Here is a 25,074-nt window from a genome sequence, read left to right as displayed (position 1 = left end):
AAGGACCGCCTCGCGTCAGGATGCGCGGACCTTGCCAGCGTGCACCGATCCTGTCCAATTCGGCTTGCGCATGGCCGCAGTCCACCGAGACAACTCGGAAATGGGGGCGAGGCCTGACGCGCTAGCTACTAGCTCCAATTGATCTCGTGGCTCCACGGCGGATCGGCACCGGGACGGGTGCAGGTCAGGCCGGCGCAATTGGCGGCAAAGGACAGCGCACGGCGAAGCTCGTCCGCGCCGATGTCCTTCAACTGTTGTCGGGCGAGACGCCCCTGCTTGTGCAGGGCGAACAACAGCGCCGCCTGAAAACTATCGCCCGCGCCGATGGTGTCGGCCACCTCGGCCTTAGGTGCAGCGACCTCGATCTGCCCTGCCCCCGCATGCCACGCGATGGCGCCGCTGTTGCCGCGGGTGACGACGACAAGGCTCGCGCCCCGTGCGAGCAGCGTGCCGGCGCGCTGGTGATACGGCTCGTCGCCGAACAGGTAGGCGAAATCGACGTCGGACATCTTGATGAGATCTGCGCTGTCGGCGAACTCCGCCATGCGCGCGAGATAGGCGGGCTTGTCCTTGACGAGGTTGGGCCGGCAGTTCGGATCAAAAGAGATTGTCGACAACGCCCGTGCGTCCGCGATCAGGGCCTTGGTCTCGGCGGCACCCTGGTCATTGACAAGCGTGGTCGAGCCGACATGGACGGCTTCGACGGTCGCGAATGGAATGGTGCCGCGCCGATAGGTCCAGTTCCGCGTCGCAGTCTCGGCATCGTAGAACGCGTAGTGCGACTCGCCCGCGACGATGCGAACGAAGGCGAGCGTGGTCTGGTGATCGCTGCTTGTGGCGAGAGCGAGTTCGACATTCGACGCTGTCGCGTGATCGGCGATCATCTGCCCGAACAGGTCGGTCGAGATGCCGCCGACGAAGCCTGTCGGCGCGCCCAGCCGCGCCATGCCGATCGCGACGTTGAGGCAGGAGCCGCCGACGGCCGGCATCACCGCTTCGCGCCCGTCGGTGTTTCGCGTCGGGACGAAATCGATCAGCGCATCGCCGCAGGTAATCAGCATTCGTTTCGACCTCTGGCCATCGCGGCACGGCTGCCGCGATCGACCTCGCGAAGCAGCTTGTAGACCTCGCGCTTGCGGGCGTGAAAGGCGGCGATATCGGGCGCGGTCGGCTCGCTCTTTCGTCCCAGCGTCGACATTTTGGCCATGGTCTCGCCGATCGAGGCATAGGCGCCGCCGGCCACCGCGCCGAGCATCGCGGCGCCGAGCAGCACCGGTTCTTTGGTCTGCGGCAGCGCGACCGTGAGGCCGGTGGTGTCCGCCATGATCTGCCGCACCAGCGGGCTACGGCTCGCTCCTCCGCCCATGATCATGATGCTGGAGCGAACGCCATGCGCGGCAAAGGCCTCGATCACCTCGGCAAGCCCATAGGCGAGCCCGCACAGGCCGGCGACGAACAGCCGTTCCATCGAGGCGATATCGGTATCGAGATCGAGGCCTGCGATCACCGCGCGCGTGTCAGGATCTGCGTAGGGCGAGCGGTTGCCGATGAACTCGGGAAGGACATGGACGTCGGAGGCCAGCAGCGCGGCGCGGATGGCGCCGCCTGCGCGTGCGATGATGCGGCGCTCGAGGAACTCGATGAGGTCGACGCCCTCACTGCGCGCCGCCGCGCTCGCTTCGGCAAAGCCGGGATGCGATTTGAGGAGATGATCGATCGCCGCGCCCGCAGCCGACTGACCGCCTTCGTTGAGCCAGAAGTTCGGCACCATGCCGGAATAGTAAGGACCCCAGACGCCCGGCACGAAGCACGGCTCCTTGGTCGTCGCCATGATGCAGGCCGACGTGCCCATGATATAGGCGAGCCGGTCGCTGACATCGGTCGCGCCGTCCGAGTCATCACGACCGCCGATCGCGCCGATGCCGCCGGCATGGGCATCGATCAGGGACGCACCGACTGGTGTGCCCACAGACAGGCCGAGGTCAGCCGCGGCAGTGCGGGTGAGACCTGCACCCAGGCCCGTACCGGGGGCGACGATCTCGGTGCCAATCCGGGCATATTTCTCGGCCACGAAATCCGAGAGGCCGATGCGCTGAAAGAACGGCGCGCTCCAGCCGCCGCCATCATGCGCGAGGTAGTTCCATTTGCAGGTGACGGTGCAGGTCGAGCGCTGCAGCGAGCCGGTCGCGCGCCAGGTCAGGTAATCCGCCAGATCGAAGAAGTGCCCTGCAGCGTCGAAGCTCGCGCGCATGTGCCGCTTCAACCACAGCAGTTTCGGCATCTCCATCTCGGGCGAGATCGAGTCGCCGACGTAGCGCAGCACGGCGTCACCGGTTTCGTTGATCAGCCGCGCCTCAGCCGTGGCGCGATGGTCCATCCAGACGATGACGTTGCGTTGCTTGTCGCCGGAGGCACTGACCGTGACCGGCTCGCCTTGCCGGTCGAGCACCACGAGGGAACAGGTCGCGTCGAAGCCAATGCCGCCGACGCTGTCGGGCGCGATGCCAGCCTCCGCCATCGCGGCTCGCACTGATCTCACGCAGGCGTCCCAGATATCCTGGGACGACTGTTCGACGATGTCGCCGGCCTCGTGCCAGGTCCTGATCGGATGCCGTGCGATCGCCAGCAAGGTGCCGGCCTCGTCAAATACCCCTGCCCGCGTGCTCGTGGTCCCTACGTCGACGCCGATATACGCTCGCGGCATTGTCGCTCCCGGTCGCTTCGTCAATTTTGACGCAAGCCTACCAGCAAGTGTAGCCGCCATCCACCAGCACAATGCTGCCGGTCATCAGGCTCGCTGCCTCTGAGGCAAGGAACAGTACGACGGAGGCGATCTCATCGACCTGCCCCATCCGCGCCATCGGGGTTCCACCAATCCAGGCATCGTACATTCTCGGATTGCTCTTCACGAAGGCGTTGAGGGGCGTCTCGATATAGGTCGGCGCCACCGCGTTGACGCGGACGCCGCGCGCGCCCCACTCGGCGGCCAGCGATTTGGTGAGATGGTGCACCCCTGCCTTGGAGGCATTGTAGAAGCACTGCTCCTGCGGCTTGTTGACGATGAAACCCGACATCGAGCCGACATTGACGATGGCGCCGCGCTTGGCGTTGAGCATGTGCTTGCCGAACTCTCGGCAGCACCAGAAGGTGCCGTTGAGATTGACGTCGATCACGTTGAGCCAGTGCTCGTCGGTCACGGTCTCCGCCGGCGTCTCGCTGCGGGCAATGCCGGCATTGTTGACGAGGATGTCGACGTTGCCATAGCGGGCGACGAGATCGCTCGCGACCTCCGCGACGCGCCTGGTGTCGGTCACGTCCATGATCGCCGTCTCGGCGTCGTAGCCCTTCGCCTTCAGGCTCTCTTTCGCGCTGTCGGCGACCTTGCTGTCGCGATCGCCGATGACGACCCTGGCGCCGGCTTCAGCCAGCGCCTCGGCGCAGGCGAACCCGATGCCCTGCCCGCCACCCGTGATGAACGCGGTCTTGCCAGTCAGCTTGAATTTTTCCAGGTACATGGTGGTATTTCCGTTTCTTTGCCGTTTCTTTGCCGTTTCTTGCGGTCTCTTGTCAGCCTCGAATGGCGTTGCCGCTCGCGTCGAAGCGATGGATCCGTGCGGGGTCCGGCACCAGCGACACGTGGTCGCCGGCGTGCAGGCTCAATTCACCGATGTAGCGCGCCGTCAGCATCCCGAGCTCACCGGCATCGACATAGAGGAAGGTGTCGCTGCCGAGATGCTCGGCGACCGCGATCGTGCCCTGCCAGCCGCCAGTGCCGTCGCGTTCGATCTTGAGATGCTCCGGCCGTACGCCGATCGTTGCTGCGCCCTTCTGCAAGGCGTGCCCGCCGGTGACGAAGTTCATCTTGGGCGAGCCGATGAAGCCGGCGACGAAGAGGTTGGCCGGCTTCTCGTAGAGATCCAGCGGCGAGCCATATTGCTCGATCTTGCCGCCGTTGAGCACCACGATCTTGTCGGCCATGGTCATGGCTTCGACCTGGTCGTGGGTGACATAGATCGCGGTGGTGCCGAGCTGCTTCTGAAGGCGCGTCACCTCGATACGCATCTGCACGCGCAGAGCCGCGTCGAGGTTGGAGAGCGGCTCGTCGAACAGAAACGCCTTGGGTTCGCGGACGATGGCGCGCCCAATCGCGACGCGCTGGCGCTGGCCACCGGAGAGCTCGCGCGGCTTGCGGTCGAGATAAGGCGTGAGGTTCAGCGTCGCGGCGGCAGCCTCGACCTTGCGGTTGGTCTCGTCCTTGGAAAGGCCCGCCATCTTCAGGCCGAAGCCGATATTGCCGCGCACGCTCATATGCGGATAGAGCGCATAGGATTGGAACACCATGGAAAGCCCACGCTTGGCGGGCGGCGTGTCGACGACGTTCTTGCCGTCGATCAGAATCTTGCCGCCGCTGACATCCTCAAGCCCGGCGATCAACCGCAGCAGCGTGGTCTTGCCGCAGCCCGAGGGACCTACGAACACCACGAACGACCCGTCGGCGATTTCAAGGTCCGCACCCTTGATGATGTGCACGGGACCGAAGGATTTTTGCACGTCCTGAAGTGTGATCTGACCCATGATTCGGCAGCCCTTCTTACTTTACCGCGCCAAAGGTGAGCCCGCGTACGAGCTGCTTCTGGCTGAACCAACCGAGGACGAGAATGGGCGCAATCGCCAGCGTCGAGGCCGCCGACAGCTTTGCCCAGAACAGCCCTTCCGGGCTCGAATAAGACGCGATGAACGTGGTGAGCGGCGCGGCGTTCGAGGTCGACAGATTGAGCGTCCAGAACGCCTCGTTCCAGGCCAGGATCAGGTTCAGCAGCATGGTCGATGCGAGCCCTGGGATCGCCATCGGCGTCAGGACATAGATCAGCTCGCGGCCTATTGTTGCGCCGTCCATGCGCGCGGCTTCGAGGATGTCGCGCGGGATCTCCTTGAAATAAGTGAACAGCATCCAGATCACGATCGGCAGATTGCCGAGGCACAGGATGAAGACAAGGCCGATGCGGGAATCGAGCAGGCCGAAGGTCTTGTAGATCAGGTAGATCGGAACCAGCACGCCGACCGGCGGCATCATCTTGGTCGAGAGCATCCAGAGCAGGATGTCCTTGGTGCGTTTGGTCGGCGAGAACGCCATCGACCAGGCCGCGGGGATAGCTATCAAAAGCGCAATGAGGGTCGAGCCGCCGGCGATGATGATCGAGTTCAGCGCGTGGTGAAAATAGTCGCTGCGCTCCTGCACGGTCGCGTAGTTCTCGGTGGTCCAGTGGAAGAACAGGAAGGATGGTGGAATCGCGAAGGCCTCAAGTTCGGTCTTGAAGCTCGCCAGCACCATCCAGAGGATCGGGAAGAAGATCAGGAAGCCGAAGAACCACGCCCCGATCGTCGAGACCACGACCCGCTGCCTCGTCGCTATCCGCGCCATGTCTCAAGCCTCCAGATTGCGGCCGACGATGCGGACCAGGAAGAAAGCTACGACGTTGGCGATCACGACAGCGACGAGGCCGCCCGCCGAGGCGGTGCCGACATCGTACTGGATCAGTGCCTGCGAATAGATCAGGAAAGCGATGTTGGTGGTCGACAGTCCCGGGCCGCCTCCCGTGGTGACGTAAATTTCAGCAAAGACGGTGAGCAGGAAGATTGTCTCGATCAGGATCACCACCGTGATGGGACGCGCGAGGTGCGGCAACGTAATGTAGATGAAGGTCGAGACCGCGCTGGCGCCGTCCATTTCGGCGGCTTCCTTCTGCTCCTCGTCGAGCGACTGCATCGCAGTGAGCAAAATCAGCGTCGCGAACGGCAGCCATTGCCAGGACACGATCAGGATCACCGCAAGCAGCGGCATGTCGTTGAACCAGTCGATCGGCGTCAGCCCGAACACCGAGGCGATCCAGGCAAACAGCCCGGATACCGGATGCATCAGCAGGTTCTTCCAGACCAGCGCGCTCACCGTCGGCATCACGAAGAACGGCGCGATCACCATCAACCGCACGATGTTGAGGCCGATCACGGGCTGGTCGAGCAGCAGCGCCAGCGGAATTCCGAGCAGGACGGTCAGCGCCAGCACCGAGCCGACCAGCACCAGCGTGTTCTGGAGCGAAGCGAGGAACGCGGGATCGGTGAGGAAGTAGCGGAAATTTTCCAGCCCGACGAATGATTCCGAGCCGGGATCGAGCAGACTGTAGTGCAGCGTCGAGAAATAGAGCGTCAGCGCGAGCGGGACGATCATCCAGATGAAGAGCAGCCCGACCGCAGGCGTCAGGAGCGTCCGTGCGAGAAGCTGCGTCTGCCGGGTTGCCATTCTTGGCTTCTCCGCTTGCGGGAAGAAGGCGGCCATCCATCCCGAGCGGGTGGATGGCCGCAAGTCTGAGCTCAGGAGGGAGAGCTCGGGTTCACTTGATGTAACCGGCCCGCTTCATCTCGCGCTCGGTTGCGGACTGCGCGGCGGCGAGCGCGGCATCGACCGTCATCGAGCCCGCAAGCGCGGCCGAGAACTGCTGGCCGACCTGCGTGCCGATGCCCTGGAATTCGGGGATCGCCGCATATTGCACGCCGACGTAAGGCACCGGCTTCACGGTCGGCCTGTTCGGATCGGCCGCATCGATCGAGGCCAGCGTCAGCTTGGCGAACGGGGCGACCTTCAGATAATCCGGGTTCTGGTAGAGCGAGGTTCGCGTGCCCGGCGGCACGTTGGCCCAGCCCTCCTTTGCGGCGACGGTCTTGGTGTAGTCCTTGCTGGTGGCCCAGGCGATGAACTTCTCGGCCGCTTCCGTCTTCTTGGAGCCCGCGGGGATCGCGAGATTCCAGGCCCACAGCCAGTTGGCGTTCTTGCCCAAGCCCGTGTTGGGCGCGAGCGCGAAGCCGACCTTGTCGGCGACCTTGGAGTCCTTCGGGTTGGTGACGAAGGACGCCGCGACCGTGGCGTCGATCCACATCGCGCACTTGCCGGCATTGAACAGCGCGAGGTTCTCGTTGAAGCCGTTCGAGCTCGCACCGGGAGGGCCGGCCTGCTTCATCAGGTCGACATAGGTCGACAGCGTCGCCTTCCATTCCGGGGTGTTGAACTGCGGCTGCCACTTCTCGTCGAACCAGCGCGCGCCGTAGGAATTGGCCATGGCGGAGAGGAACGCCATGTTCTCGCCCCAGCCGGCCTTGCCGCGCAGGCAGATGCCATAGACGCCGGCGCTCTTGTCAGTGAGCTTCTTGGCGGCGTCGATGACGAAATCCCAAGTCGGCTTTTCCGGCATCTTCAGGCCGGCCTTGTCGAACAGGTCGGTGCGGTACATCACCATCGAGCTCTCGCCGTAGAACGGTGCGGCATAGAGCTTGCCATCGACGGAGACGGCATCCTTGATCTTGGGCAGGAGGTCGGCGACGTCGTAATCGGCGCCGAGATTGGCGAGCGGCACCAGCCAGCCCTTCTTGGCCCAAATCGGCACCTCATAAGTGCCGATGGTGAGCACGTCGAACTGGCCGCCCTTGGTGGCGATGTCGGTGGTGACGCGCTGGCGCAGCACGTTCTCCTCAAGCGTCACCCATTTCACGGTGATGTCGGGGTTCTTCTTGGTGAATTCAGCCGTCAAACCCTGCATGCGGATCATGTCGCCGTTGTTCACGGTGGCGATCGTCAGGGTCGTTTCGGCCATCGCGGGGACGGCCAGCAACAGGCAAGACGCGCCGCAGACGGCGCCAAGGACGTGTTTCACGGGTGACCTCCCTAGGATCGCGCTTTTGAGCATATGCCCACGCGTTGGGCGTATGTTCAACCGAGGGCGGACCGTTGTCAAGCAGGCGCGAGGGCGTTCGCGCAACTTATGAGTGCTGCGGTGCGGGAGATGGTGTCGTGTGCCGCGAGTGGGGTGGCCGTTGCTCGAGCCGAGCGCACGCAACTTGCTCCACGTCCCCCGCTTCCGGGAGAAGTCGTATCGCATCGAAGATGCGATACGGGTGAAGGCTTTCTCCTCTTGGGCAGTCTTGCCAGCGGAGAGACCCTCTCCCCAGCCCTCTCCCGCAAGCGGGAGAGGGAGAGCAGCGGCGCTGTCGCGCTAGCTCTGCCTCAGCGCTCGATAATTGCCCTTGCGGTCGTCTCGTCGGTAATGAGCCCGTTGATCAACCGCCCGTTCAGCGCCGCCGCGATCGCCGCCACCTTGGCCGCACCGACTGCGGCGCCGATCGTCGTGGTTTTTGCCGGCACTTCCGGCGGAATGCTGGTCAAGCGTTTGTTGGTGCCGGCTTTGAGCAGGCGGCCCTTGGAATCATAGGCCCAGCCGGTGATTTCGCCGATCGCCCCTTGCCGCATCATCTCGAACAATTCGTCGCGGGTGACGAAGCCGTCGACGTGGACCTGCGCCTTCTGGTCCATCTGGCCGATGCCGACGAGGCGCAAATCCGCCTTGATCGCGACCGCCTTTACCTTGGCGATGGGCTCGATCCGCACCATCTTGTTGCGCTCGTCCTCGGACGACATCAGGAACGGCAGCGGCATCGGATAGTGCCGCGCGCCGGTGCGATCGGCGAGCCGGCCGACAGTATCGTAGAAGCTCGCAGAACCGTCGGCGGAGATGTTGCCAACCAGCGAGACGATCTGGTGGTTGGGCCGGTCGATCGGCGTGACGCGCTCGACCGCGGCGCGCACCGCCCGGCCCGTGCCGAGCGCGACGATGACGGGCGTCTCCGAACGCAGCGTGGCATCGAGCAGATTGGCGCAGCGTTCGGCAATGCCCGCTGTGGCCTGCGGCGCCGCCGGATCGGCCGGCACAACCTCGCAATGGACGAGATCAAACCGTTCCTTCAGCCGCGCCGCAAGTTCCATGCAGGCTGCGATGGGATGTTCGAGCCGGAAGGTGATGAGCCGCTCGGCGAGACACAGCGAGACCAGCCGCTGCGCCGAGGCGCGCGAGACCTGGAGCATTTTAGCGATTTCGTCCTGGGTGTGACCGGCAATGAAATAGAGCCAGCCGGCGCGTGCGGCGTCATCGAGCCTGGACTTTTCGTTCTCAGCGGCCATGGCAGGCGTCAGGCGTCCTTTCAGAAATCGATCATGCGCGCGAACACCCGGTCGGCCCCCGCACCCGACAATATAGCCTGCCCGTCGCGGCCGCGATAATGGCTGCCGCCGACAAATCCCCAGACGGTCATGCCGGCCGCCTTTCCCGCCTGCACGCCGCTGGCGCTGTCCTCGATCACCAGCGTGCGCGCGGGTTCCGCACCCATCTTCGCCGCCGCGTGGAGAAACAGATCGGGCGCTGGCTTGCCGTGCCTAACCATCTGCGCGGTGTAGACCCGATCGCCGAAATGCGCCCGCAGGCCGGTGACGTCAAGAGACAACGAGACGCGGTCGATGTCGCTGGACGACGCTACGCAAAACGGCCCGCGCAAATCGGAGATCACATCGGCGACGCCGGGAATTGGTTGAAGCGTAGCCGCGAACGTCGTCAGTACATACGACTTCAAGCGCGGCAGAAAGCCGTCCGGCACGGCCTGTCCGAGATCCCGATAATGCTGCTCGACCGCCTTGGTGCTGCGCCCGAGGAAGAGTTCGAGCGCCTGCTCTACGCTGAGCGCGATGCCGCATTCGGCCAGCACGTCGGACAAGCAGCGACAGCTCAACAGCTCACTATCGACCAGCACGCCGTCGCAGTCGAAGATGATCAGATCGGGTTTTGGCCGGCCCTGGTCCATCCGGCCATTCGATCATATACCCAACTCATGGGCAATAGCTCAGCAACGGGCGACCCTCCGCAGGCAATGCCGCGGCAGGAAACCGTAGCCGGGGCTCCATCCCGGCTGCGCGGCGTCACCTGCGCTGATTATAGACGTCGATGCACACCGCCCCGAGCAGGACCAGGCCCTTGATGACCTGCTGGTAGTCGATGCCAATGCCGAGGATGGACATGCCGTTGTTCATCACGCCCATGATCATGGCGCCGACCACGGCGCCGCCAACACGGCCGACACCGCCATAGGCCGACGCGCCGCCGATGAAGCAGGCGGCGATGACGTCGAGCTCGAAGCCGAGACCGGCCTTGGGCGTTGCGGTGTTGAGGCGCGCGGCGAAGACGAGGCCGGCGAGCGCGGCGAGCACGCCCATGTTGACGAAGGTGAGGAAGGTCAACCGTTCCGTCTTGATGCCCGACAGCTTTGCGGCTTTCGCATTGCCGCCGACCGCGTAGACCTGCCGGCCAATCACGGTGCGGCGGGTGACGAAGCCGTAGAGCGCGATCAACGCGGTCATGATGACCAGCACGTTCGGCATGCCGCGATGCGAGGCGATCAGATAGGTGAAGTAGAGCACGGCGCAGGCCAGGAGAATGCTCTTGCCGAGGAAGAACGCGTAAGGCTCGACCTCGATGCCGTGTAACTGCTCGCGCGAGCGACCCTTGGCGCCGGCGTAGACGAGGCCGAGCGCGAGCACGGCACCGATCAGCATGGACGTCGGATGCAGCGTGCCGGCCTCGGGCAGCATCTCCGGAATGAAGCCCGACGACAATTTCTGGAAGGTCGCCGGAAACGGTCCGAGCGACTGGCCCTGCAACACCGCGAGCGCAAGTCCCTTGAACACCAACATGCCGGCCAGCGTCACGATGAAGGACGGGATCTTGAAATAGGCCACCCAATAGCCCTGCGCCGCGCCGATCGCCGCGCCCAACAACAGGCAGGCGATGAAGGCGAGCGTGTAGTCGATCTTGTACGTCACCATCAGCACGGCGGCCACCGCGCCGACGAAGCCCGCGACCGAGCCGACCGAGAGGTCGATATGGCCGGTGACGATCACCAGCAGCATGCCCAGCGCCATGATGACGATGTAGCTGTTCTGGAGCACCAGATTGGTCAGGTTGAGCGGCTGCAGCAGCGTGCCGCCAGTCATGACCTGGAAGAACAGCATGATCGCGATCAGCGACATCAGCATGCCGTAATTGCGCAAATTGTTCTTGATGAAGCTGCCGTGCCGGCGCTCCTCGGGCAGCGATACCGTCTTGTCGGTCATGGCTGCGATCCTCCCATCTCCGCGCCCGCAAGGACGCTGCTTCCATAATTTCTATCGTTGCGCATGATGGCGCGCATGATCTTTTCCTGCGTCGCTTCAGTGCCCGGGAACTCGCCGACGAAGGCGCCGTCGTTCATGACACAGATGCGGTCGCAGATGCCGAGGAGCTCGGGCATCTCCGAGGAGATCACCACCACGCCGCGCCCGGCTTCCGCAAGCTCGTTGATGATACAGTAGATCTCGTATTTGGCACCGACGTCGATGCCCCGCGTCGGCTCGTCCAGGATCAAGACCTTGGGGTCCGTCATCAGCCATTTCGACAGCACGACCTTCTGCTGGTTGCCGCCGGAGAGCTGGCCGGTCTCTTGGTAGACGTCCGAGCAGCGGATGCGCATGCGGTTGCGGTAGTCGCTGGCGACCTTCAGCTCGGCGATGTCGTCGATCACCCGGCGAGGCGCGACCTGGTCGAGGCTTGCGAGCGTGATGTTCTTGCGAACGTCGTCGGCGAGGATCAGCCCGAGCTGCTTGCGGTCCTCGGTGACATAGGCAAGACCCGCGTCGATCGCGGCCGCGACGTTCGGCAGCACGATCTCATGGCCCTCGAGCCGGATGCGACCGCTGATGGTAGTGCCCCAGGACCGACCGAACAGACTCATGGCGAATTCAGTGCGGCCGGCGCCCATCAATCCGGCAATGCCGACGACCTCGCCGCGCTTCACGCCGAAATCGATGTTCTTGATCACCTGCCGCTCGGGATGGATGGGGTGATAGACCGACCAGTTCTCGACGGTGAGGACGGGCTCGCCGATCTCTGCGCTACGCTCCGGGAAACGGTGGGCGAGATCGCGGTTGACCATGCTGCGGATGATGCGGTCTTCCTGGATCGGCTCGGCGCGGCAGTCGATGCCGTCGACGGTGCGGCCGTCGCGCAGCACGGTGATGTGGTCGGCGACGCGGGCGACCTCGTTCAGCTTGTGCGAGATCAGGATCGAGCCGATGCCCTGCTCGCGGAAGGCCACGAGACGTTCGAGCAGCGCGGCACTGTCAGCCTCGTTGAGACTGGCGGTGGGCTCGTCCAGGATCAGCATCCGCACCCGCTTGGACAGGGCCTTCGCGATTTCGACGAGCTGCTGCTTGCCGACGCCGAGATCGGTGATCAGCGTATCCGGCGATTCCTTGAGGCCAACCTGCGCGAGGAGTTCCCGCGTGCGCCGATACACCTCGTCGCGATCGACGACGCCGAGTCTTGAAGGCGGATGCGACAGGAAGATGTTTTCGGCAATCGACATCAGCGGGATCAGCGCCAGCTCCTGATGGATGATGATGATGCCGAGCGCCTCGGAATCGTTGATGTCGCGAAAGCGCCGCTCCGCGCCATCAAAGATGATGGTGCCCTCGTAACTGCCGGCCGGATACACGCCGCTGAGCACCTTCATCAACGTCGACTTGCCGGCACCATTCTCGCCGACGAGGGCGTGGATCTGCCCGGCGTCAACCGAGAAGTTGACGTCGCGCAGCGCCTGCACGCCGGAAAAGCTCTTGCTGACGTTGCGCATCTCCAGCATTGCGGTCATCGTCGTTGTCCCTTGTTCAACCTCTCCCCATCTTGCGGGGATGATATCGCGGCATCCACATCGTCATTGCGAGCGCAGCGAAGCAATCCAGACTCTCTCCGCGGCGGAAGACTGGATTGCTTCGCTGCGCTCGCAATGACGGAGTGCATAGCAATCACTGCCCGTACGGAGATGGCCCCTCACCCCGCCCTCTCCCCGCGAGAGCGGGGCGAGGGCGAAGGAGAAAAGTCTTACTGGAATTGTGACTTCTTGTAGTAGCCGCTGTCGATCAGGACCTTCTCCCAATTGTCCTTATAGACCACGACCGGCTTGAGCAGGTAGGACGGCACGGTCTTGGCGCCGTTCTCGTAGGTCTTGGTGTCGTTGACGGTGACCTGCTTGCCGGCAAGCGCGGCGTCGACCATGTCGGCGGTCACCTTGGCGAGATCGCGGGTGTCCTTGAAGATGGTCGAATACTGGTCGCCGCGCAGCATCGCCTTGATCGAGGGCACCTCGGCATCCTGGCCCGAGATGACAGGCATCGGCTGGCCGGCGCTGCCATAACCGACGCCCTTCAGCGAGGAGATGATGCCGATCGACAGGCCGTCATACGGCGACAACACCGCATTGACCTTCTTGTTGCCGTAGTAGGCGCTGAGCAGATTGTCCATGCGAGCCTGCGCGGTGGCGCCGTCCCAGCGCAAGGTCGCGACCTTGTCCATGCCCATCTGGCCCGAAGCCACGACGAGCTTGCCGCTGTCGATGTACGGCTTCAGCACGCTCATCGCGCCGTTGTAGAAGAAGTAGGCATTGTTGTCGTCGGGCGAGCCGCCGAACAGCTCGATGTTGAACGGACCCTTGCCATCCTTGAGGCCGAGGCCCTGCACGATCGACTCGGCCTGGAGCACGCCCACCTGGAAATTGTCGAAGGTCGCATAGTAATCGACGTTCGGCGTGCCGCGGATCAGGCGGTCATAGGCGATCACGGTGATGCCCTTGGCCTTGGCCTGCTTGAGCACGTCGGAGAGCGTGGTGCCGTCGATCGCGGCGATCACCAGCGCCTTGGCGCCCTTGGTCACCATGTTCTCGACCTGCGAGAGCTGGTTCGGAATGTCGTCCTCGGCATATTGCAGGTCGGTGTTGTAGCCGCGTTCCTTCAGCACCTTGACCATGTTGTTGCCATCGTCGATCCAGCGCGCCGACGATTTGGTCGGCATGGCGATGCCGACCGTTGCTTTGTCCTGGGCTGAGGCGGTGACGCCCGCGGCCATCGTCGCGGCGCCGGCCAGCGCCAGCGCGAGGAATGTCGTCTTCAGTTTCAGCATGTTTCACTCCCTTATGGTGTCAGACTGTTTCTTGGCTTCGTCGAGAACGTGGCGATGAGCTGCTTCGGGCCTCCTATGCGAGCTTGACGTCCGGCTCCGCGCGACCATGCGCGGAGGCCTCCAACAGAAAGGTGCAGCCGGCCTGCGGATCGGCGGCGCGCGCCGCCGCGTCCATGTCCTGCCACGCCGAGGTGACGAGAATGCGCGATAAATCAGGGCCGACGAAAGCGGGGCAGCTTGCCTGCTTGGCCGGCACGCTGATCGAGCGCAGGCGCTCGCCCTGCGGCGAGTAGACATCGATGCGGCTTGCGCCCCAGCACGCGTTCCAGATCTGGCCATCTGCGTCGCACACCGAGCCGTCGAGGCCGCCGATGCCGGTATGGCGCAGCAGCACCTCGGGCTCGCCGCGCGGAAGGCCGGTCGCCGGATTGAGCGGCACGGAATAGAGCACGGCGCGTGCGGTGTCGGTGAAGTAGCCTGTGGCGCCATCGGGCGAGAAACAGATCGAGTTGGGAATGCTGATACCGGGAAACAGCGTCGAGATCTTGCCGCGATGGAACGCATAGATCGCGCCAGCCCCTCGCTCGGCCTTGCGGCCCATGGTGCCGATCCAGAACGTGCCGGATTGGTGCACGCGGCAATCATTGGAGCGCGTCGCGGGATTGTCGGCTTCGAGCGGGCAGAGCAGCGCCATCGCACCGTCGGCGAGCTTGCGGATGTAGAGTCCATCTTCCGCAACGATCAGCTGGCGCTCGGCATCGATGCGCCCGAGCGCGCTCGCCATCCGGCCGAGCGCATGGACGCGAATGCTGCCACGGCCGAGCTGCGCCTCGAACAGCCGCCCCTCGCGGATGTCGAACCACCAGGCCGTGTCGGTGGTCGCGTCATAGGTCGGTCCCTCGCCGAGATGGCAGGGATCGTCCGAGAGGACAGACGTCGGCACCTGCTCCATCATGGCGACCTCACCGCAAAGCGATAGACGGTATGATGGCGATAGACCCCGCCTGGATCGAGGCGCGGGCTTGGAAAATCCGGCCGGTTTGGTGAATTGGGCCACATGTGCGGCTCCAGGCACATCGCGTCCGACTGGCGATACAGCTTGCCGCCCTTCCCCGAGATCGTGCCGTCGAGATAGTTGCCGGAATAGACCTGAAGACCGGGCTGATCGGTGAACAGCTCCATGATCCGCCCCGAGCGCGGCGCCTCCAGCCGCGCCGCGAGCGCAAGCTTGCCGTCGCGGCCAAGACAGTAGGTATGGTCGTAGCCCTTGCCGTTCTGTAATTGCCGATCGCTCTCGCGGATGCGCGCGCCGACGGCCTGGGCGTCGCGGAAGTCGAACGGTGTGCCGGCAACGCTGCGCGGCGGCTCAGGAAGCGGAATGGCGGTGGGATCGATCGCCAGGAAATGTTCGGCGGCGACCGTCAGCTTGTGATCGAGAACGGGTGTGCCTGACGTCGCGCCCTCCAGATTGAAGAAGCTGTGATTGGTCAGGTTGACGATGGTCGGCCGGTCGGTCCGCGCCTCCATGGTGAGCGACAGCTCGCTCGGGCCGGTGACGCGATAGGTCAGGCGGACGTCGAGCCGGCCGGGATAGTTCTCCTCGCCATGCGGGCTCGTGTAGGTCAGCGTCACCGCCGACTCGGCGCCGTCGTCGATCTCCGCAATCTCCCAGAGCTTGCGGTCGAATCCGTCGAGGCCGCCATGCAACGCGTTCGGACCGTTGTTGACGGGAAGCTGCACCGTCTCGCCGTCCAGCGAAAATTGTCCGTTGGCGATGCGGTTGGCATAGCGGCCCACGGTGGCGCCAAAAAACTTCCGCTCGGCGAGATAGCCGGCGAACGCATCGTGACCCAGCACGACGTCGTCATAGCCGCCTCTCGTGTCCGGCGCGATCAGAGCCTGAATCACCGCGCCGTGGGTGATGATGCGCGCTTCGAACCCACTCTCCCCGCGCAGCACGATGCGCTCCACGCTACGGCCGTCCGGCAGTGTTCCGAAGACGTCTTTTTCTATTTTTGCGCCAGCCATGTCTAATCCACAAATGGTTCGACGATATTGCGCCTGCCGAGCAGGAAGGCATCGGCGACGAGACGAAGCGGCGCCAGATCGACGTCGCGGGCACCTGTTGCGGCAAGCGTGACGAGGCGCCGGTACAGCTCCCGATATTCCTCATCGGGCGCCTCGGCAACGGTCTTGCCGTCGATCGCCATGATCCGGCCGCCGCGGGATAGCGTCATCCGGCCCTGGTCGGTTTCGACGAGGATATCCCAGCTCTGCGGCCCGGTCTGGCGGAAATCGAACTCGGCGGTAACTCGCAGGCCATCAATATCGGCCAGCGTCAGGTTCGCGGCGATCGGCGCCTGGCAATTGGCGGGGAAGGCGAGCTCGGCCGCGGTGACGAACACCGGCTTCGGCAGGATCCTGGTCAGGATCGACAGCGCATTGATGCCGGGATCGAACACCCCGAGCCCGCCGGGCTCCCAGATCCAGGCCTGCCCGGGATGCCAGACGCGGACGTCCTCTTTCCAGTTGATGTGCACGGAGGCGATCCGCCGCGCGGCGAGCCATTGCCGCGCCGGCTCGACGGCCGGTGCTTGGCGCGAATGCCAGGTCGCAAACAGTGTGCGCTTCGCATCCGCCGCCATCGCGATCAAGGGATCGAGCTCGGCAACGCCGGTGCCGGGCGGCTTCTCCAGCATGACATGCTTGCCGGCGGCGAGCGCCAAGGCAGCCTGGGTGCGGCGCACCTGCGGCGGCGTGCACAGCGACACCGCATCGATCGACGGCCCCCTCTCCAGCAATTCCTCGATGGTGGCAAAGTGCGGCAGCCCCGGCAGCGAGGCGTTGCGGCTGGCAACGGCCGCGAGCGTCGCACCCGGCACCGCGGCGATCGCGCCGACATGCTGGTCCCGCGCGATCTTGCCGAAGCCGACGATGGCGATGCGAAGTTCAGTCACGATCTCTCTCCAGTGTCCGCGGACGGCAGCGCCTCGGCCGGTACAGTCTCGGTCACTGTACCCTCATGGCGGCGCATGCCGTTGTGAATGACGTAGACCATCGCCTCCGAGGCAGTCGCGGCATCACCCGTCGCGATGGCATCGACGATCTTCTGATGCCAGAGCAGCACGATGTCGCGGTCCTCCGGTTCGACAGGTGCGCTGAGCAGGAACGAGGCGCGCAAGGCGGCCTCGATGACGTGCCCGATCGAGCGCATGAACAGATTACCGGACGCACGCGCCACGGCGACATGAAGCGCGAGGTCGGCATCAGCAAAGCCGACGGAATCGGAAGCCTCATCCCGCATCCGCTCCATGCAGCGACGCAGCTCGGCCAAGTCCTGCTCCGACCGCTGCGCCGCTGCCAGCACGGCCGCGCGCGGCTCGACCGCAAGGCGGATCTCGGCGAGGTCGTTGAGGAAGCGCTTGTCGATGCCGGCGTCCAGATGCCAGGCCAGCACGTCGGCGTCGAACATGTTCCAGGCGACGCGCTCGCGCACGACAGTGCCGACCCTCGCCTTGGTGGTGAGCAGGCCCTTGGCGACCAGCGTCTTCACGCTCTCGCGCAGCACCGGCCGCGACACGCCGAACATCGCGATCATCTCGGCATCACCCGGAAGCCTTGTCCCCTCCGCGTAACGCCCGGCGATGATGTCGACGCCGATCGAGCGCGCCACCTCCGCGTGATTGGAGTGCGCCCGGCGCGTCGGGATGACGACGATGCGCGAGGTCATGAGACGGCTCCCGCGCGCTTCGCCACCGGCCGGCGCGCGAGCGCGACCAGCCCCTGCTGCAAGGCGATGAAGGCGAACAGCAGCACGCCGGTCGCGATCTTGGTCCACCAGCTCGACAGCGTCCCGTCGAAATTGATGTAGGTCTGGATCATGCCCTGGATCAGCACGCCGAGGAAGGTGCCGACCACCGAGCCCTGCCCGCCGGTGAGCAGCGTGCCGCCGATCACGACCGCCGCAATGCTGTCGAGCTCGACGCCGACGGCGGAAAGCGAGTATCCCGCACTGGTGTAGAAGGAGAAGACGATGCCCGCGATGCCCGCCAGCAGGCTCGACAGCATGTAGATCTTCACCGTCATCCTGCCGACGGCAACGCCCATCAGGCTCGCGGCCTGCCGGCTGCCGCCGAGCGCATAGACATTGGCGCCGAACCGGGTGAGACGCAGCAGCAATGCGCCGCCGATCACGATCGTAAGCATGATGATCGCGACCGCAGTCAGGCGCCCGCCGCCGGGTAGCCGCAGCGCGAAGTCCGACACGGTGGAATAGACCGGCGCGGTGATCGGCACCGATTCCGTCGAGAGCAGGAAGCTGGCGCCACGGGCCAGGAACATGCCGGCGAGCGTCACGATGAAAGGCGGCAGATCGAAGACGTGGATCATCGCGCCCATCGCCGCGCCAAAGGCTCCCGAGAGCGCGAGGATGGCGACGAAGGCGACGAGAGGTGGAACGCCCCAGCGCTCGATCGCCAGCGCGACGAATACAGTGGTAAAGCCGATCACCGAGCCGACCGAGAGATCGATGCCGCCGGAGATGATGACGAAGGTCATGCCGGTCGCGACGATGCCGAGGAAGGCATTATCGGTGAGGAGATTGCCGACCACGCGAGTCGAGGCGATGTTGGGGAATTGCACCGCGCAGAGCGCGAATCCCGCGACGAGCACGATGGCGGTGATGAGGACGGGCGGCAGGCCTTTCAAGCTTTTGCCCTCCGCAGCCGCGCCACGACACCGGCAACGCCGGACAGTTTCGGTGATTGCAGCAGAAGCACGGCGATCACCACCACTGCCTTGACCAGCAAATTGAACTCCGGCGGATATCCCGACAGCAAAATGCCGGTGTTCATGGTCTGGATGATCAGTGCACCTAACACAGCAAGAATTAGGCTGAAGCGGCCGCCGAACAGCGAGGTGCCGCCGATCACAACGGCCAGGATCGCGTCGAGCTCGAGCCAGAGGCCGGCATTGTTGGCATCGGCGCCCATGATGTCGGCAGCCGCGATCACGCCGGCGAGCGCAGCACAGACACCGCACCAGACATAGACCGCCAAAATCATGGCGCGCGTGCCGACGCCAGCGAGTTCGCTCGCCCGCGCATTGCCGCCGGTGGCCTCGATCAGCAGTCCGAGCGCCGAGCCGCGCACCACCGCGCCGGTGAGGATCAGCATGCCCAACGCAATCGCGACTGGCACCGGCACGCCAAGAATGGCGCCATTGCCCAGCCAGACCAGATCGGGCGAGGAGAAGGTCACGATGCGACCCTCGGTGATGAGCTGCGCGATGCCGCGTCCCGCCACCATCAGGATCAACGTCGCGACGATCGGCTGCATGCCAAGCACCGCGACGAGAAATCCGTTCCACAAGCCGCAGATCAAGCCCGCGCCGAGCGCGGCTGCCAGCACCACGGCCAGACTGTGGCTGTCGGCGAGGCTCGCCGCGATTGCGCCCGAGATAGCCATGATCGCGCCGACTGACAGATCGATGCCGCGCGTCGCGATCACCAGCACCATGCCGAGCGAGAGCAGCGCCACCGGCGTGCCGCGGTTGAGCACGTCGATCAGGCTGCCGAACAGACGGCCGTCCTGGAGACGCAGGTCGAAGAATTGCGGCGACACCACACGATCGACCGCGAGGATAACGATTAACGCAAGAATCTGGGCAAGGCCGCGGCGCGGCAACAGCGCTGTCATGCCCGGCCCTCATGCGCGACACTGCCGCCATCGGCGGCGATGGCGGCGAGAATGCTGCCGACGTCGATGGCCTCGCCGGCGAGCTCCTCGACATGGGCGCGATCGCGCAGCACCACCACACGATCGGAATAGGTCACGATCTCGTCGAGCTCGGAGGAGATCACGAGCAGCGCAAGCCCGTCGTCGCAGAGCTCGCGTATCAGGCGAATGATCTCGGCGTGCGCGCCGACGTCGATGCCGCGGGTCGGCTCGTCCAGCACGAGCAGCCGCGGCGAGGTTGCGAGCCAGCGAGCCAGCAGCACCTTTTGCTGATTGCCCCCGGACAACAGGCCCACGGGACGCTCCGGATCGGGCGGGCGGATGTCGAGCATCTTGACGTAACGTCTTGCGATCTCGTCCTGCTCGCGGCGCGACAGCGGCCGATGCAGGCCGCGCTTGGCCTGGAGCGCGAGCACGATGTTCTCGCGCACGGTAAGCTCGGCGACGATGCCGTCGGTCTTGCGCTCTTCCGGGCAATAGCCAAAGCCGTGGCGCACGCCATCGCGCGGCGACTGAAGCCGGACAGGCACGCCTTCGACTCTCGCCTGCCCGCGATCGGCGCGCTCGGCGCCGAACACCAGCCGCGCCGTCTCGGTTCGGCCGGAGCCAAGCAGACCGGCGAGGCCGACGACCTCGCCGTGGCGCAGCTCGAGATTGAACGGCGCGACGTAGCCGGCCTTGCCGTAATTCTCGAAGCTCGCACAGACGTCACGCGTCTTCTGCGCGCCTGCTGATGCCCGGGTGCTGGTGGTCTCCGCGAGCTCGCGGCCGAGCATCATCCGGATCAGCTCGAGCCGCGACAGAGACGCGGTCTCGCGCTCGCCGACCAGGCGGCCGTTGCGCAAGACTGTGATGCGATCGGAAATCTCGTAGACCTGGTCGAGGAAATGGCTGACGAAAACAATCCCGATACCGCGCCCGGCGAGCTGGCGCATGATGCGAAAGAGGATCTCGACCTCGTGGCGGTCGAGGCTCGCGGTCGGCTCGTCCAGGATCAGCACGCGCGCCGAGAGATCGACGGCGCGCGCGATCGCGGTGACGTGCTGCACGGCGACGGAATAGCTGCCGAGCGGCGCCGATACATCGATATCGAGACCGAAATCCGCGAGCAATGTCTTCGCGCGACGGCGCACCTCGCCTCCGCGCACGATGCCGAAGCGCATCGGCTGGCGATCGAGGAACAGGTTCTGCGCCACCGAGAGGTTCGGCAGCAAATTGACTTCCTGATAGACGGTGGCAATGCCGGCCTGAAGTGCGGCCTTGGCCGAGCGCGGCGCGACCTCTTCGCCGCTGATCCTGACGATGCCGGCATCGCGCGGGAACACGCCCGTGATCACCTTGATCAGCGTAGATTTGCCGGCGCCGTTCTCGCCGAGCAGCGCATGGATCTCGCCGGCGCGGAGCGTGAAGTCGACCTCCTGCAACGCATGCACAGCACCAAAACTTTTGCTGATCCCGCGCACCTCCAGCAGGGAAGCGGCAGAATCCGAGCTGTTCTCCATCGTGACGTCACTCCCACCGGCGCCCGCTGATGATGCGGACACCCAGCCTATCCGTTCGCGCAGCGGTTTCGAAGGGGGCCGCCGGACTGCCGAAACACGGCCGTCCGGCGACGCACTCGCCTCAGTAACCGAGGCCCTTCTTGCTGTCGTAGATCTTCTGCGGATCGTCGGTGGGCGTGTAGAGCTTCGAGTCGGTCTGGATCCATTTCGGCGGAACCGTGCCCTTATCCTTGAACGCCGCGATGGCATCGAGGGCGGGACCCGCCATGTTCGGCGTCAGCTCGACCGTGGCATTGGCTTCGCCTGCGACCATCGCCTTGAAGATGTCGGGGACCGCGTCGATCGAGACGGTGAGGATGTCCTTGCCGGGCTTGAGGCCCGCTTCCTTCATCGCCTGGATGGCGCCGACCATCATGTCGTCGTTGTGCGCATAGACCGCGCAGATCGACTTGCCGCCGCCTTCGGCCTTGATGAAGCTTTCCATCACTTCCTTGCCCTTGGCGCGGGTGAAGTCGCCGGTCTGGCTGCGCACCACCTTCAGGTTCGCATGCTTGGCGATGGCGGCGTCAAAACCCTTCTTGCGATTGGCGGCCACGCTGGCGCCGACGGTGCCCTGCAATTCGACGATGTTGCAGGCCTTGGCCCCGACGGTCTTCGCCAGCCAGTCGCCGGCGACCTCGCCTTCGTGCACGCTGTCGGAGGTCACGGCGGTGAGATAGAGCTCCTTGCCGGAGGGATCGATGTCGCGGTCGAGCAGCACGACCGGGATCTTGGCCTCCTTCGCTTCCTTCAGCACCGAGTCCCAGCCGGTCGAGACGACAGGCGCGAGGAAGATCGCATCGACGTTCTGCGCGATGAAGGAGCGGATCGCCTTGATCTGGTTCTCCTGCTTCTGCTGCGCGTCGGCGATCTTGAGATTGACCTTGCGCTTGGTAGCCTCCTGCTTGGAGACCGACGTCTCGGCCGCGCGCCAGCCGGATTCCGATCCGATCTGCGAGAAGCCGATGGTGAGTTCGGCGGCGTTGGCCGGCAGCGCGAGCAGCAACGCGGCGGTCGCGCTGGCCGCAAAGAGGGCTTTGAGGATCATCAGGCGTGTCTCCCAAAATGTTAATCCGGGCGCGCCGATTGGTAGCATGGCACCCGCAGACCGCCCTTGGAGGCGGCGGGAGGGACTATTTCACGGAAGTTTGGTTCCGACTAGTCATATTATCTGACTATTTGCGCTGAACACGGCAGTCGGCGGGGAGCGCCATCGTATGACACGCCCAGCGCGATTTTGTTCCGCGGATGCAACGGAAAGATGAAAAGAATGTGTGCGGCCCATCCTTCGAGACGCCCGCTGTTTGCGGGCTCCTCAGGATGAGGTTCATGTTGGCAGCTAAATCCTGAACCTCATGGTGAGGAGCGCCGCTTGCGGCGCGTCTCGAACCATGAGGCCCCGCAAGTGAGATGAAGCGAAGCGAAACCGGCGCTAGATCAGCTTCCGCTGCGCCAGATTCGTCATCAGCGCACCGATGCCAAAGGTCCAGGGCTCGCACTCGTCGCTGGTCCGCATGCGGTTGACGAGCTTGCCGAGCTGGGGCGCCGAGATCGTGACGATGTCATCGCGCTTGTGGGTGAACCCCTGCCCCGGCGCATCGCGATCCTTGACCGGCGCGAACATCGTGCCGAGGAACAGTACGAAGCCATCAGGGTATTGATGCACCTTGCCGATCGTTTGCTCGACCAGGTCGGTGGGATCGCGGCTGATCATGCTGATCGAGGAGTGGCCGTCGAGGACAAAACCGTCCGCCCCTTTCACGTTCAGGCTGATGTCCAGCTTGCGCGCGTCGTCGAGCGAAAAACTGTCGTCGAACAGGCGCAGCAGCGGGCCGATCGCGCAGGAGGCGTTGTTGTCCTTGGCCTTAGACAACAGCAGCGCCGAGCGGCCCTCGAAGTCGCGCAGATTGACGTCGTTGCCGAGCGCGCCGCCGACGATCTTGCCGCGGCTGGAGACGAACAGCACCAGCTCCGGCTCCGGATTGTTCCAGGTCGATTTCGGATGCAGCCCGGCATCCATGCCGGTGCCAACCGAGGACAAGGTCGGCGCCTTGGTGAAAACCTCTGCGTCGGGGCCGATGCCGACTTCGAGGTATTGGCTCCAGGCGTTCTGGTCGATCAGCACCTGCTTCAGGTGTATCGCCTGATCCGAGCCCGGCTTGAGTTTTGACAGATCATCGCCGATCAGCCGCGTCACTTCTTTGCGGATCGCTTCCGCCGAGGCCGGATTGCCTTTCGCCCGCTCCTCGATCACGCGCTCCAGCATCGAGATGGCGAAGGTGACGCCGGCCGCCTTCAGGGTCTGGAGATCGACCGGCGCGAGCAGCCACGGCTTTTTCGAATCGCGCTGATCCGGCGCCGTGTTGGCGACGATGGCATCGAGATCGCCGATGCGCTCACCCCTGGTCGCTGCAAGCGCCTTGGCCGGCTCGTCCTCTTCGCAGAGCGCGCTGATGGTCGGGAATTTCGCGGTGACGTCGAAGACACCGTCGCCGCGCACGGCGACCACGGCCGGGCCATTCGCCTGCGGCAGCCAGACGCGGCCGACAAGCGTTCCCCGCGTGCCGTCCTCGGGGAGAAGGTCCTTAACCGTCAATGTCGTCATGGGCGTGTCCTCGCTCTTTTCGGATCGGCCGCACTCGAAGAGGCCGATCACGTTGGCGAAGACCAATAAACGTCTGGGACGGGAAGTCCAGAGCGGCAGCCTGCCGCGCTTCTATGCCTCCGCCCGCGCCTTTCGGGCCGCGATCTGCTGGAGCGCCCAGCGCGCATTCTTGCGCACGTCGGGATCGGCATCATCGGCGATGACGGCGAGGAACGCCTCGCCGTCGGGATGGGCGATCTCGCCGAGAGCCGCGGCCGCCTCCTTCCGCAAGTTCGCTTGCTCGTGATTGACGCAATTGCCGATCGGGCGCACCGCGCGCTCGATCTTCATTCGACCAAGACTGCGGATCGCCTTCAGCCGTACCTGCCAGAATTCGTCGCCGAGCGAAGCGACCAGTTGATCGGCGGCGATCGAACCGTTGACGTTGAGACCCAGCGTCTCCGCCGCCATCTCGCGCACCATCCAGTCCGAATCCTTCAGCGCACGCGTGATCGTCTCGGCCGCCGGCTTCAGCTGCGAGAAGGCGAGCGCGCTGACGGCAGCACGGCGCACATGCGCGTCGGGATCGTTGATCAGCGCGGTCAGCGCCGGAATTGATTCCTCCAGTTTGAGGAAACCGATCACACCGATCGCCTGGACGCGCACGGCGGCGTCCGTATCCTGGAGCGCCTCCAGCGCCGGCTTCAGCGTATCCTTGCAGCGCAGCTCCTTGAGCGCACGCAACGCGCCCATGCGCACGAAGGCGTGGGCATGCTTGACCAGCGGCAGGATGATGTCGGCGCAGGCTGGATCCTTGAACTCGGCCATGCTGTCGGCCGCGGCGGCGGCGACGATCCTTTCGGGATCGACCAGCAGCTTCACGAGCGCACTGGCGGCCTCCGGCCCGTCGAACTCGCCGAGCGCCATCGCCACCTGCTGGCGCACGCCGGCATCGGGATCGGCGACCATGCTGGCGAGATGGCCGACCGCTGCGGGATCGCCGGAATGGCCGAGCGCGATGATCGCGACGCGGCGCTCGGCGGGATCTGCGGCCTGCAAACGCTCGTCGGCGTCTTCGAGGTCGTCGTAGGATTCGAATGGGCTCGACATGATCACCTCAACAGATAAGGAATGTTGACGGTGACGGCGCCGGTCGGGCAATCCGCCTCGCAGGGCATGCAGTACCAGCATTCGTCATAGGCCATGTAGGCCTTGCCGGTCATGTCGCTGATGCGCAGCACGTCGAGCGGGCAGACGTCGACGCACACGGTGCAGCCCTTGTCGGCGATGCATTTGGCGTCGTCAACGACCACCGGAACCGATGTCTGATAGGAAGCGAGAGGCATGGTATG

23 protein-coding genes are annotated in these 25,074 nt (G+C 64.7%); all 23 read right to left on the bottom strand.

Translation table 11 applies throughout. The annotated features are described in order from the left end of the window. Positions 1–128: 128 nt before the first annotated feature. The 23 genes from IVA74_RS29815 to IVA74_RS29705 all read right to left on the bottom strand — a co-directional run bounded on the left by IVA74_RS29815 (position 129) and on the right by IVA74_RS29705 (position 25,068). Positions 129–1,061: a carbohydrate kinase gene (locus tag IVA74_RS29815; RefSeq protein ID WP_247350117.1), complete on the bottom strand. Its 933-nt coding sequence runs from the start codon at positions 1,059–1,061 to the stop codon at positions 129–131. Continuing rightward, a complete protein-coding gene (locus IVA74_RS29810) occupies positions 1,055–2,704 on the bottom strand; it encodes an FGGY-family carbohydrate kinase (RefSeq protein WP_247350115.1) in 1,650 nt (549 codons plus the stop codon). Before IVA74_RS29810 ends, IVA74_RS29815 begins: the two co-directional genes overlap by 7 nt. Before the next feature lie 37 nt (positions 2,705–2,741). Beyond that, the gene (locus tag IVA74_RS29805; RefSeq protein ID WP_247350114.1) at positions 2,742–3,515 is read right to left on the bottom strand and encodes an SDR family oxidoreductase; all 774 of its coding nucleotides are present in this window, start codon (positions 3,513–3,515) and stop codon (positions 2,742–2,744) included. Positions 3,516–3,567: 52 nt separating this feature from the next. Then, on the bottom strand, positions 3,568–4,575 hold the full coding sequence (locus tag IVA74_RS29800; protein ID WP_247350112.1) for an ABC transporter ATP-binding protein: 1,008 nt from the start codon (positions 4,573–4,575) through the stop codon (positions 3,568–3,570). 16 nt (positions 4,576–4,591) lie between these two features. Next, on the bottom strand, positions 4,592–5,422 hold the full coding sequence (locus tag IVA74_RS29795) for a carbohydrate ABC transporter permease (RefSeq protein WP_247350109.1): 831 nt from the start codon (positions 5,420–5,422) through the stop codon (positions 4,592–4,594). A 3-nt stretch (positions 5,423–5,425) separates the two neighbouring features. After that, positions 5,426–6,298, bottom strand: coding sequence for a sugar ABC transporter permease (locus IVA74_RS29790; protein ID WP_247350107.1), 873 nt, complete (start codon positions 6,296–6,298; stop codon positions 5,426–5,428). Between the two features lie 91 nt (positions 6,299–6,389). Beyond that, positions 6,390–7,703, bottom strand: coding sequence for a sugar ABC transporter substrate-binding protein (locus tag IVA74_RS29785; protein WP_247350104.1), 1,314 nt, complete (start codon positions 7,701–7,703; stop codon positions 6,390–6,392). A gap of 350 nt (positions 7,704–8,053) precedes the next feature. Continuing rightward, positions 8,054–9,004: a sugar-binding domain-containing protein gene (locus tag IVA74_RS29780; protein ID WP_247350102.1), complete on the bottom strand. Its 951-nt coding sequence runs from the start codon at positions 9,002–9,004 to the stop codon at positions 8,054–8,056. A gap of 20 nt (positions 9,005–9,024) precedes the next feature. Continuing rightward, positions 9,025–9,678 (bottom strand): HAD family hydrolase, encoded by a 654-nt coding sequence (locus IVA74_RS29775; protein WP_247350101.1) that lies wholly within the window; start codon positions 9,676–9,678, stop codon positions 9,025–9,027. Between the two features lie 115 nt (positions 9,679–9,793). Next, positions 9,794–10,984, bottom strand: a complete 1,191-nt coding sequence (gene mmsB / locus IVA74_RS29770) for a multiple monosaccharide ABC transporter permease (protein WP_247350099.1) — start codon at positions 10,982–10,984, stop codon at positions 9,794–9,796. Further along, a complete protein-coding gene (gene mmsA / locus IVA74_RS29765) occupies positions 10,981–12,558 on the bottom strand; it encodes a multiple monosaccharide ABC transporter ATP-binding protein (RefSeq protein ID WP_247350097.1) in 1,578 nt (525 codons plus the stop codon). The genes mmsB and mmsA overlap by 4 nt, the downstream gene beginning before the upstream one ends. A 230-nt stretch (positions 12,559–12,788) precedes the next feature. After that, entirely contained in the window at positions 12,789–13,862 is a 1,074-nt protein-coding gene (chvE, locus tag IVA74_RS29760) for a multiple monosaccharide ABC transporter substrate-binding protein (protein WP_247350094.1), read from the bottom strand. Positions 13,863–13,935: 73 nt separating this feature from the next. Next, on the bottom strand, positions 13,936–14,814 hold the full coding sequence (locus IVA74_RS29755; RefSeq protein ID WP_247350272.1) for an SMP-30/gluconolactonase/LRE family protein: 879 nt from the start codon (positions 14,812–14,814) through the stop codon (positions 13,936–13,938). Next, positions 14,814–15,890, bottom strand: coding sequence for an aldose epimerase family protein (locus IVA74_RS29750; RefSeq protein WP_247350092.1), 1,077 nt, complete (start codon positions 15,888–15,890; stop codon positions 14,814–14,816). The genes IVA74_RS29755 and IVA74_RS29750 overlap by 1 nt, the downstream gene beginning before the upstream one ends. 2 nt (positions 15,891–15,892) lie before the next feature. Beyond that, entirely contained in the window at positions 15,893–16,819 is a 927-nt protein-coding gene (locus IVA74_RS29745) for a Gfo/Idh/MocA family oxidoreductase (protein ID WP_247350090.1), read from the bottom strand. Next, entirely contained in the window at positions 16,816–17,592 is a 777-nt protein-coding gene (locus IVA74_RS29740; RefSeq protein ID WP_247350089.1) for a FadR/GntR family transcriptional regulator, read from the bottom strand. The genes IVA74_RS29745 and IVA74_RS29740 overlap by 4 nt, the downstream gene beginning before the upstream one ends. Continuing rightward, positions 17,589–18,569: a galactofuranose ABC transporter, permease protein YjfF gene (yjfF, locus tag IVA74_RS29735; protein WP_247350087.1), complete on the bottom strand. Its 981-nt coding sequence runs from the start codon at positions 18,567–18,569 to the stop codon at positions 17,589–17,591. The genes IVA74_RS29740 and yjfF overlap by 4 nt, the downstream gene beginning before the upstream one ends. Then, positions 18,566–19,558: an ABC transporter permease gene (locus IVA74_RS29730; RefSeq protein WP_247350086.1), complete on the bottom strand. Its 993-nt coding sequence runs from the start codon at positions 19,556–19,558 to the stop codon at positions 18,566–18,568. Before IVA74_RS29730 ends, yjfF begins: the two co-directional genes overlap by 4 nt. After that, the gene (locus IVA74_RS29725; RefSeq protein WP_247350270.1) at positions 19,555–21,099 is read right to left on the bottom strand and encodes a sugar ABC transporter ATP-binding protein; all 1,545 of its coding nucleotides are present in this window, start codon (positions 21,097–21,099) and stop codon (positions 19,555–19,557) included. The genes IVA74_RS29730 and IVA74_RS29725 overlap by 4 nt, the downstream gene beginning before the upstream one ends. Positions 21,100–21,220: 121 nt before the next feature. Beyond that, positions 21,221–22,186 carry a galactofuranose ABC transporter, galactofuranose-binding protein YtfQ gene (gene ytfQ, locus IVA74_RS29720; RefSeq protein WP_247350085.1) on the bottom strand — a complete coding sequence of 322 codons (966 nt, stop codon included), beginning with the start codon at positions 22,184–22,186 and terminating at the stop codon, positions 21,221–21,223. A gap of 384 nt (positions 22,187–22,570) precedes the next feature. Further along, positions 22,571–23,743, bottom strand: a complete 1,173-nt coding sequence (locus IVA74_RS29715) for a fumarylacetoacetate hydrolase family protein (protein ID WP_247350084.1) — start codon at positions 23,741–23,743, stop codon at positions 22,571–22,573. A 111-nt stretch (positions 23,744–23,854) separates the two neighbouring features. Continuing rightward, on the bottom strand, positions 23,855–24,832 hold the full coding sequence (locus IVA74_RS29710; protein ID WP_247350082.1) for a HEAT repeat domain-containing protein: 978 nt from the start codon (positions 24,830–24,832) through the stop codon (positions 23,855–23,857). Positions 24,833–24,834: 2 nt separating this feature from the next. Further along, on the bottom strand, positions 24,835–25,068 hold the full coding sequence (locus IVA74_RS29705) for a ferredoxin family protein (RefSeq protein ID WP_008141081.1): 234 nt from the start codon (positions 25,066–25,068) through the stop codon (positions 24,835–24,837). Between the last annotated feature and the right edge of the window lie 6 nt (positions 25,069–25,074).

Source organism: Bradyrhizobium sp. 132 (assembly GCF_023074185.1).
Taxonomy (GTDB): Bacteria; Pseudomonadota; Alphaproteobacteria; order Rhizobiales; family Xanthobacteraceae; genus Bradyrhizobium.
The sequence above is the reverse complement of the archived record's forward strand: the minus strand, read 5'-3'. Positions and strand labels throughout refer to the sequence as shown.

Coding starts and splice junctions, on each gene's coding strand:
- IVA74_RS29750 (WP_247350092.1), bottom strand. CDS start 15,890: ATGGCTGGCGCAAAAATAGAAAAAGACGTCTTCGGAACACTGCCGGAC.
- IVA74_RS29815 (WP_247350117.1), bottom strand. CDS start 1,061: ATGCTGATTACCTGCGGCGATGCGCTGATCGATTTCGTCCCGACGCGA.
- IVA74_RS29710 (WP_247350082.1), bottom strand. CDS start 24,832: ATGTCGAGCCCATTCGAATCCTACGACGACCTCGAAGACGCCGACGAG.
- IVA74_RS29775 (WP_247350101.1), bottom strand. CDS start 9,678: ATGGACCAGGGCCGGCCAAAACCCGATCTGATCATCTTCGACTGCGAC.
- ytfQ (WP_247350085.1), bottom strand. CDS start 22,186: ATGATCCTCAAAGCCCTCTTTGCGGCCAGCGCGACCGCCGCGTTGCTG.
- IVA74_RS29705 (WP_008141081.1), bottom strand. CDS start 25,068: ATGCCTCTCGCTTCCTATCAGACATCGGTTCCGGTGGTCGTTGACGAC.
- IVA74_RS29800 (WP_247350112.1), bottom strand. CDS start 4,575: ATGGGTCAGATCACACTTCAGGACGTGCAAAAATCCTTCGGTCCCGTG.
- IVA74_RS29810 (WP_247350115.1), bottom strand. CDS start 2,704: ATGCCGCGAGCGTATATCGGCGTCGACGTAGGGACCACGAGCACGCGG.
- mmsA (WP_247350097.1), bottom strand. CDS start 12,558: ATGACCGCAATGCTGGAGATGCGCAACGTCAGCAAGAGCTTTTCCGGC.
- IVA74_RS29790 (WP_247350107.1), bottom strand. CDS start 6,298: ATGGCAACCCGGCAGACGCAGCTTCTCGCACGGACGCTCCTGACGCCT.
- IVA74_RS29740 (WP_247350089.1), bottom strand. CDS start 17,592: ATGACCTCGCGCATCGTCGTCATCCCGACGCGCCGGGCGCACTCCAAT.
- IVA74_RS29730 (WP_247350086.1), bottom strand. CDS start 19,558: ATGACAGCGCTGTTGCCGCGCCGCGGCCTTGCCCAGATTCTTGCGTTA.
- IVA74_RS29805 (WP_247350114.1), bottom strand. CDS start 3,515: ATGTACCTGGAAAAATTCAAGCTGACTGGCAAGACCGCGTTCATCACG.
- IVA74_RS29725 (WP_247350270.1), bottom strand. CDS start 21,099: ATGGAGAACAGCTCGGATTCTGCCGCTTCCCTGCTGGAGGTGCGCGGG.
- IVA74_RS29780 (WP_247350102.1), bottom strand. CDS start 9,004: ATGGCCGCTGAGAACGAAAAGTCCAGGCTCGATGACGCCGCACGCGCC.
- chvE (WP_247350094.1), bottom strand. CDS start 13,862: ATGCTGAAACTGAAGACGACATTCCTCGCGCTGGCGCTGGCCGGCGCC.
- IVA74_RS29755 (WP_247350272.1), bottom strand. CDS start 14,814: ATGGAGCAGGTGCCGACGTCTGTCCTCTCGGACGATCCCTGCCATCTC.
- mmsB (WP_247350099.1), bottom strand. CDS start 10,984: ATGACCGACAAGACGGTATCGCTGCCCGAGGAGCGCCGGCACGGCAGC.
- IVA74_RS29715 (WP_247350084.1), bottom strand. CDS start 23,743: ATGACGACATTGACGGTTAAGGACCTTCTCCCCGAGGACGGCACGCGG.
- IVA74_RS29795 (WP_247350109.1), bottom strand. CDS start 5,422: ATGGCGCGGATAGCGACGAGGCAGCGGGTCGTGGTCTCGACGATCGGG.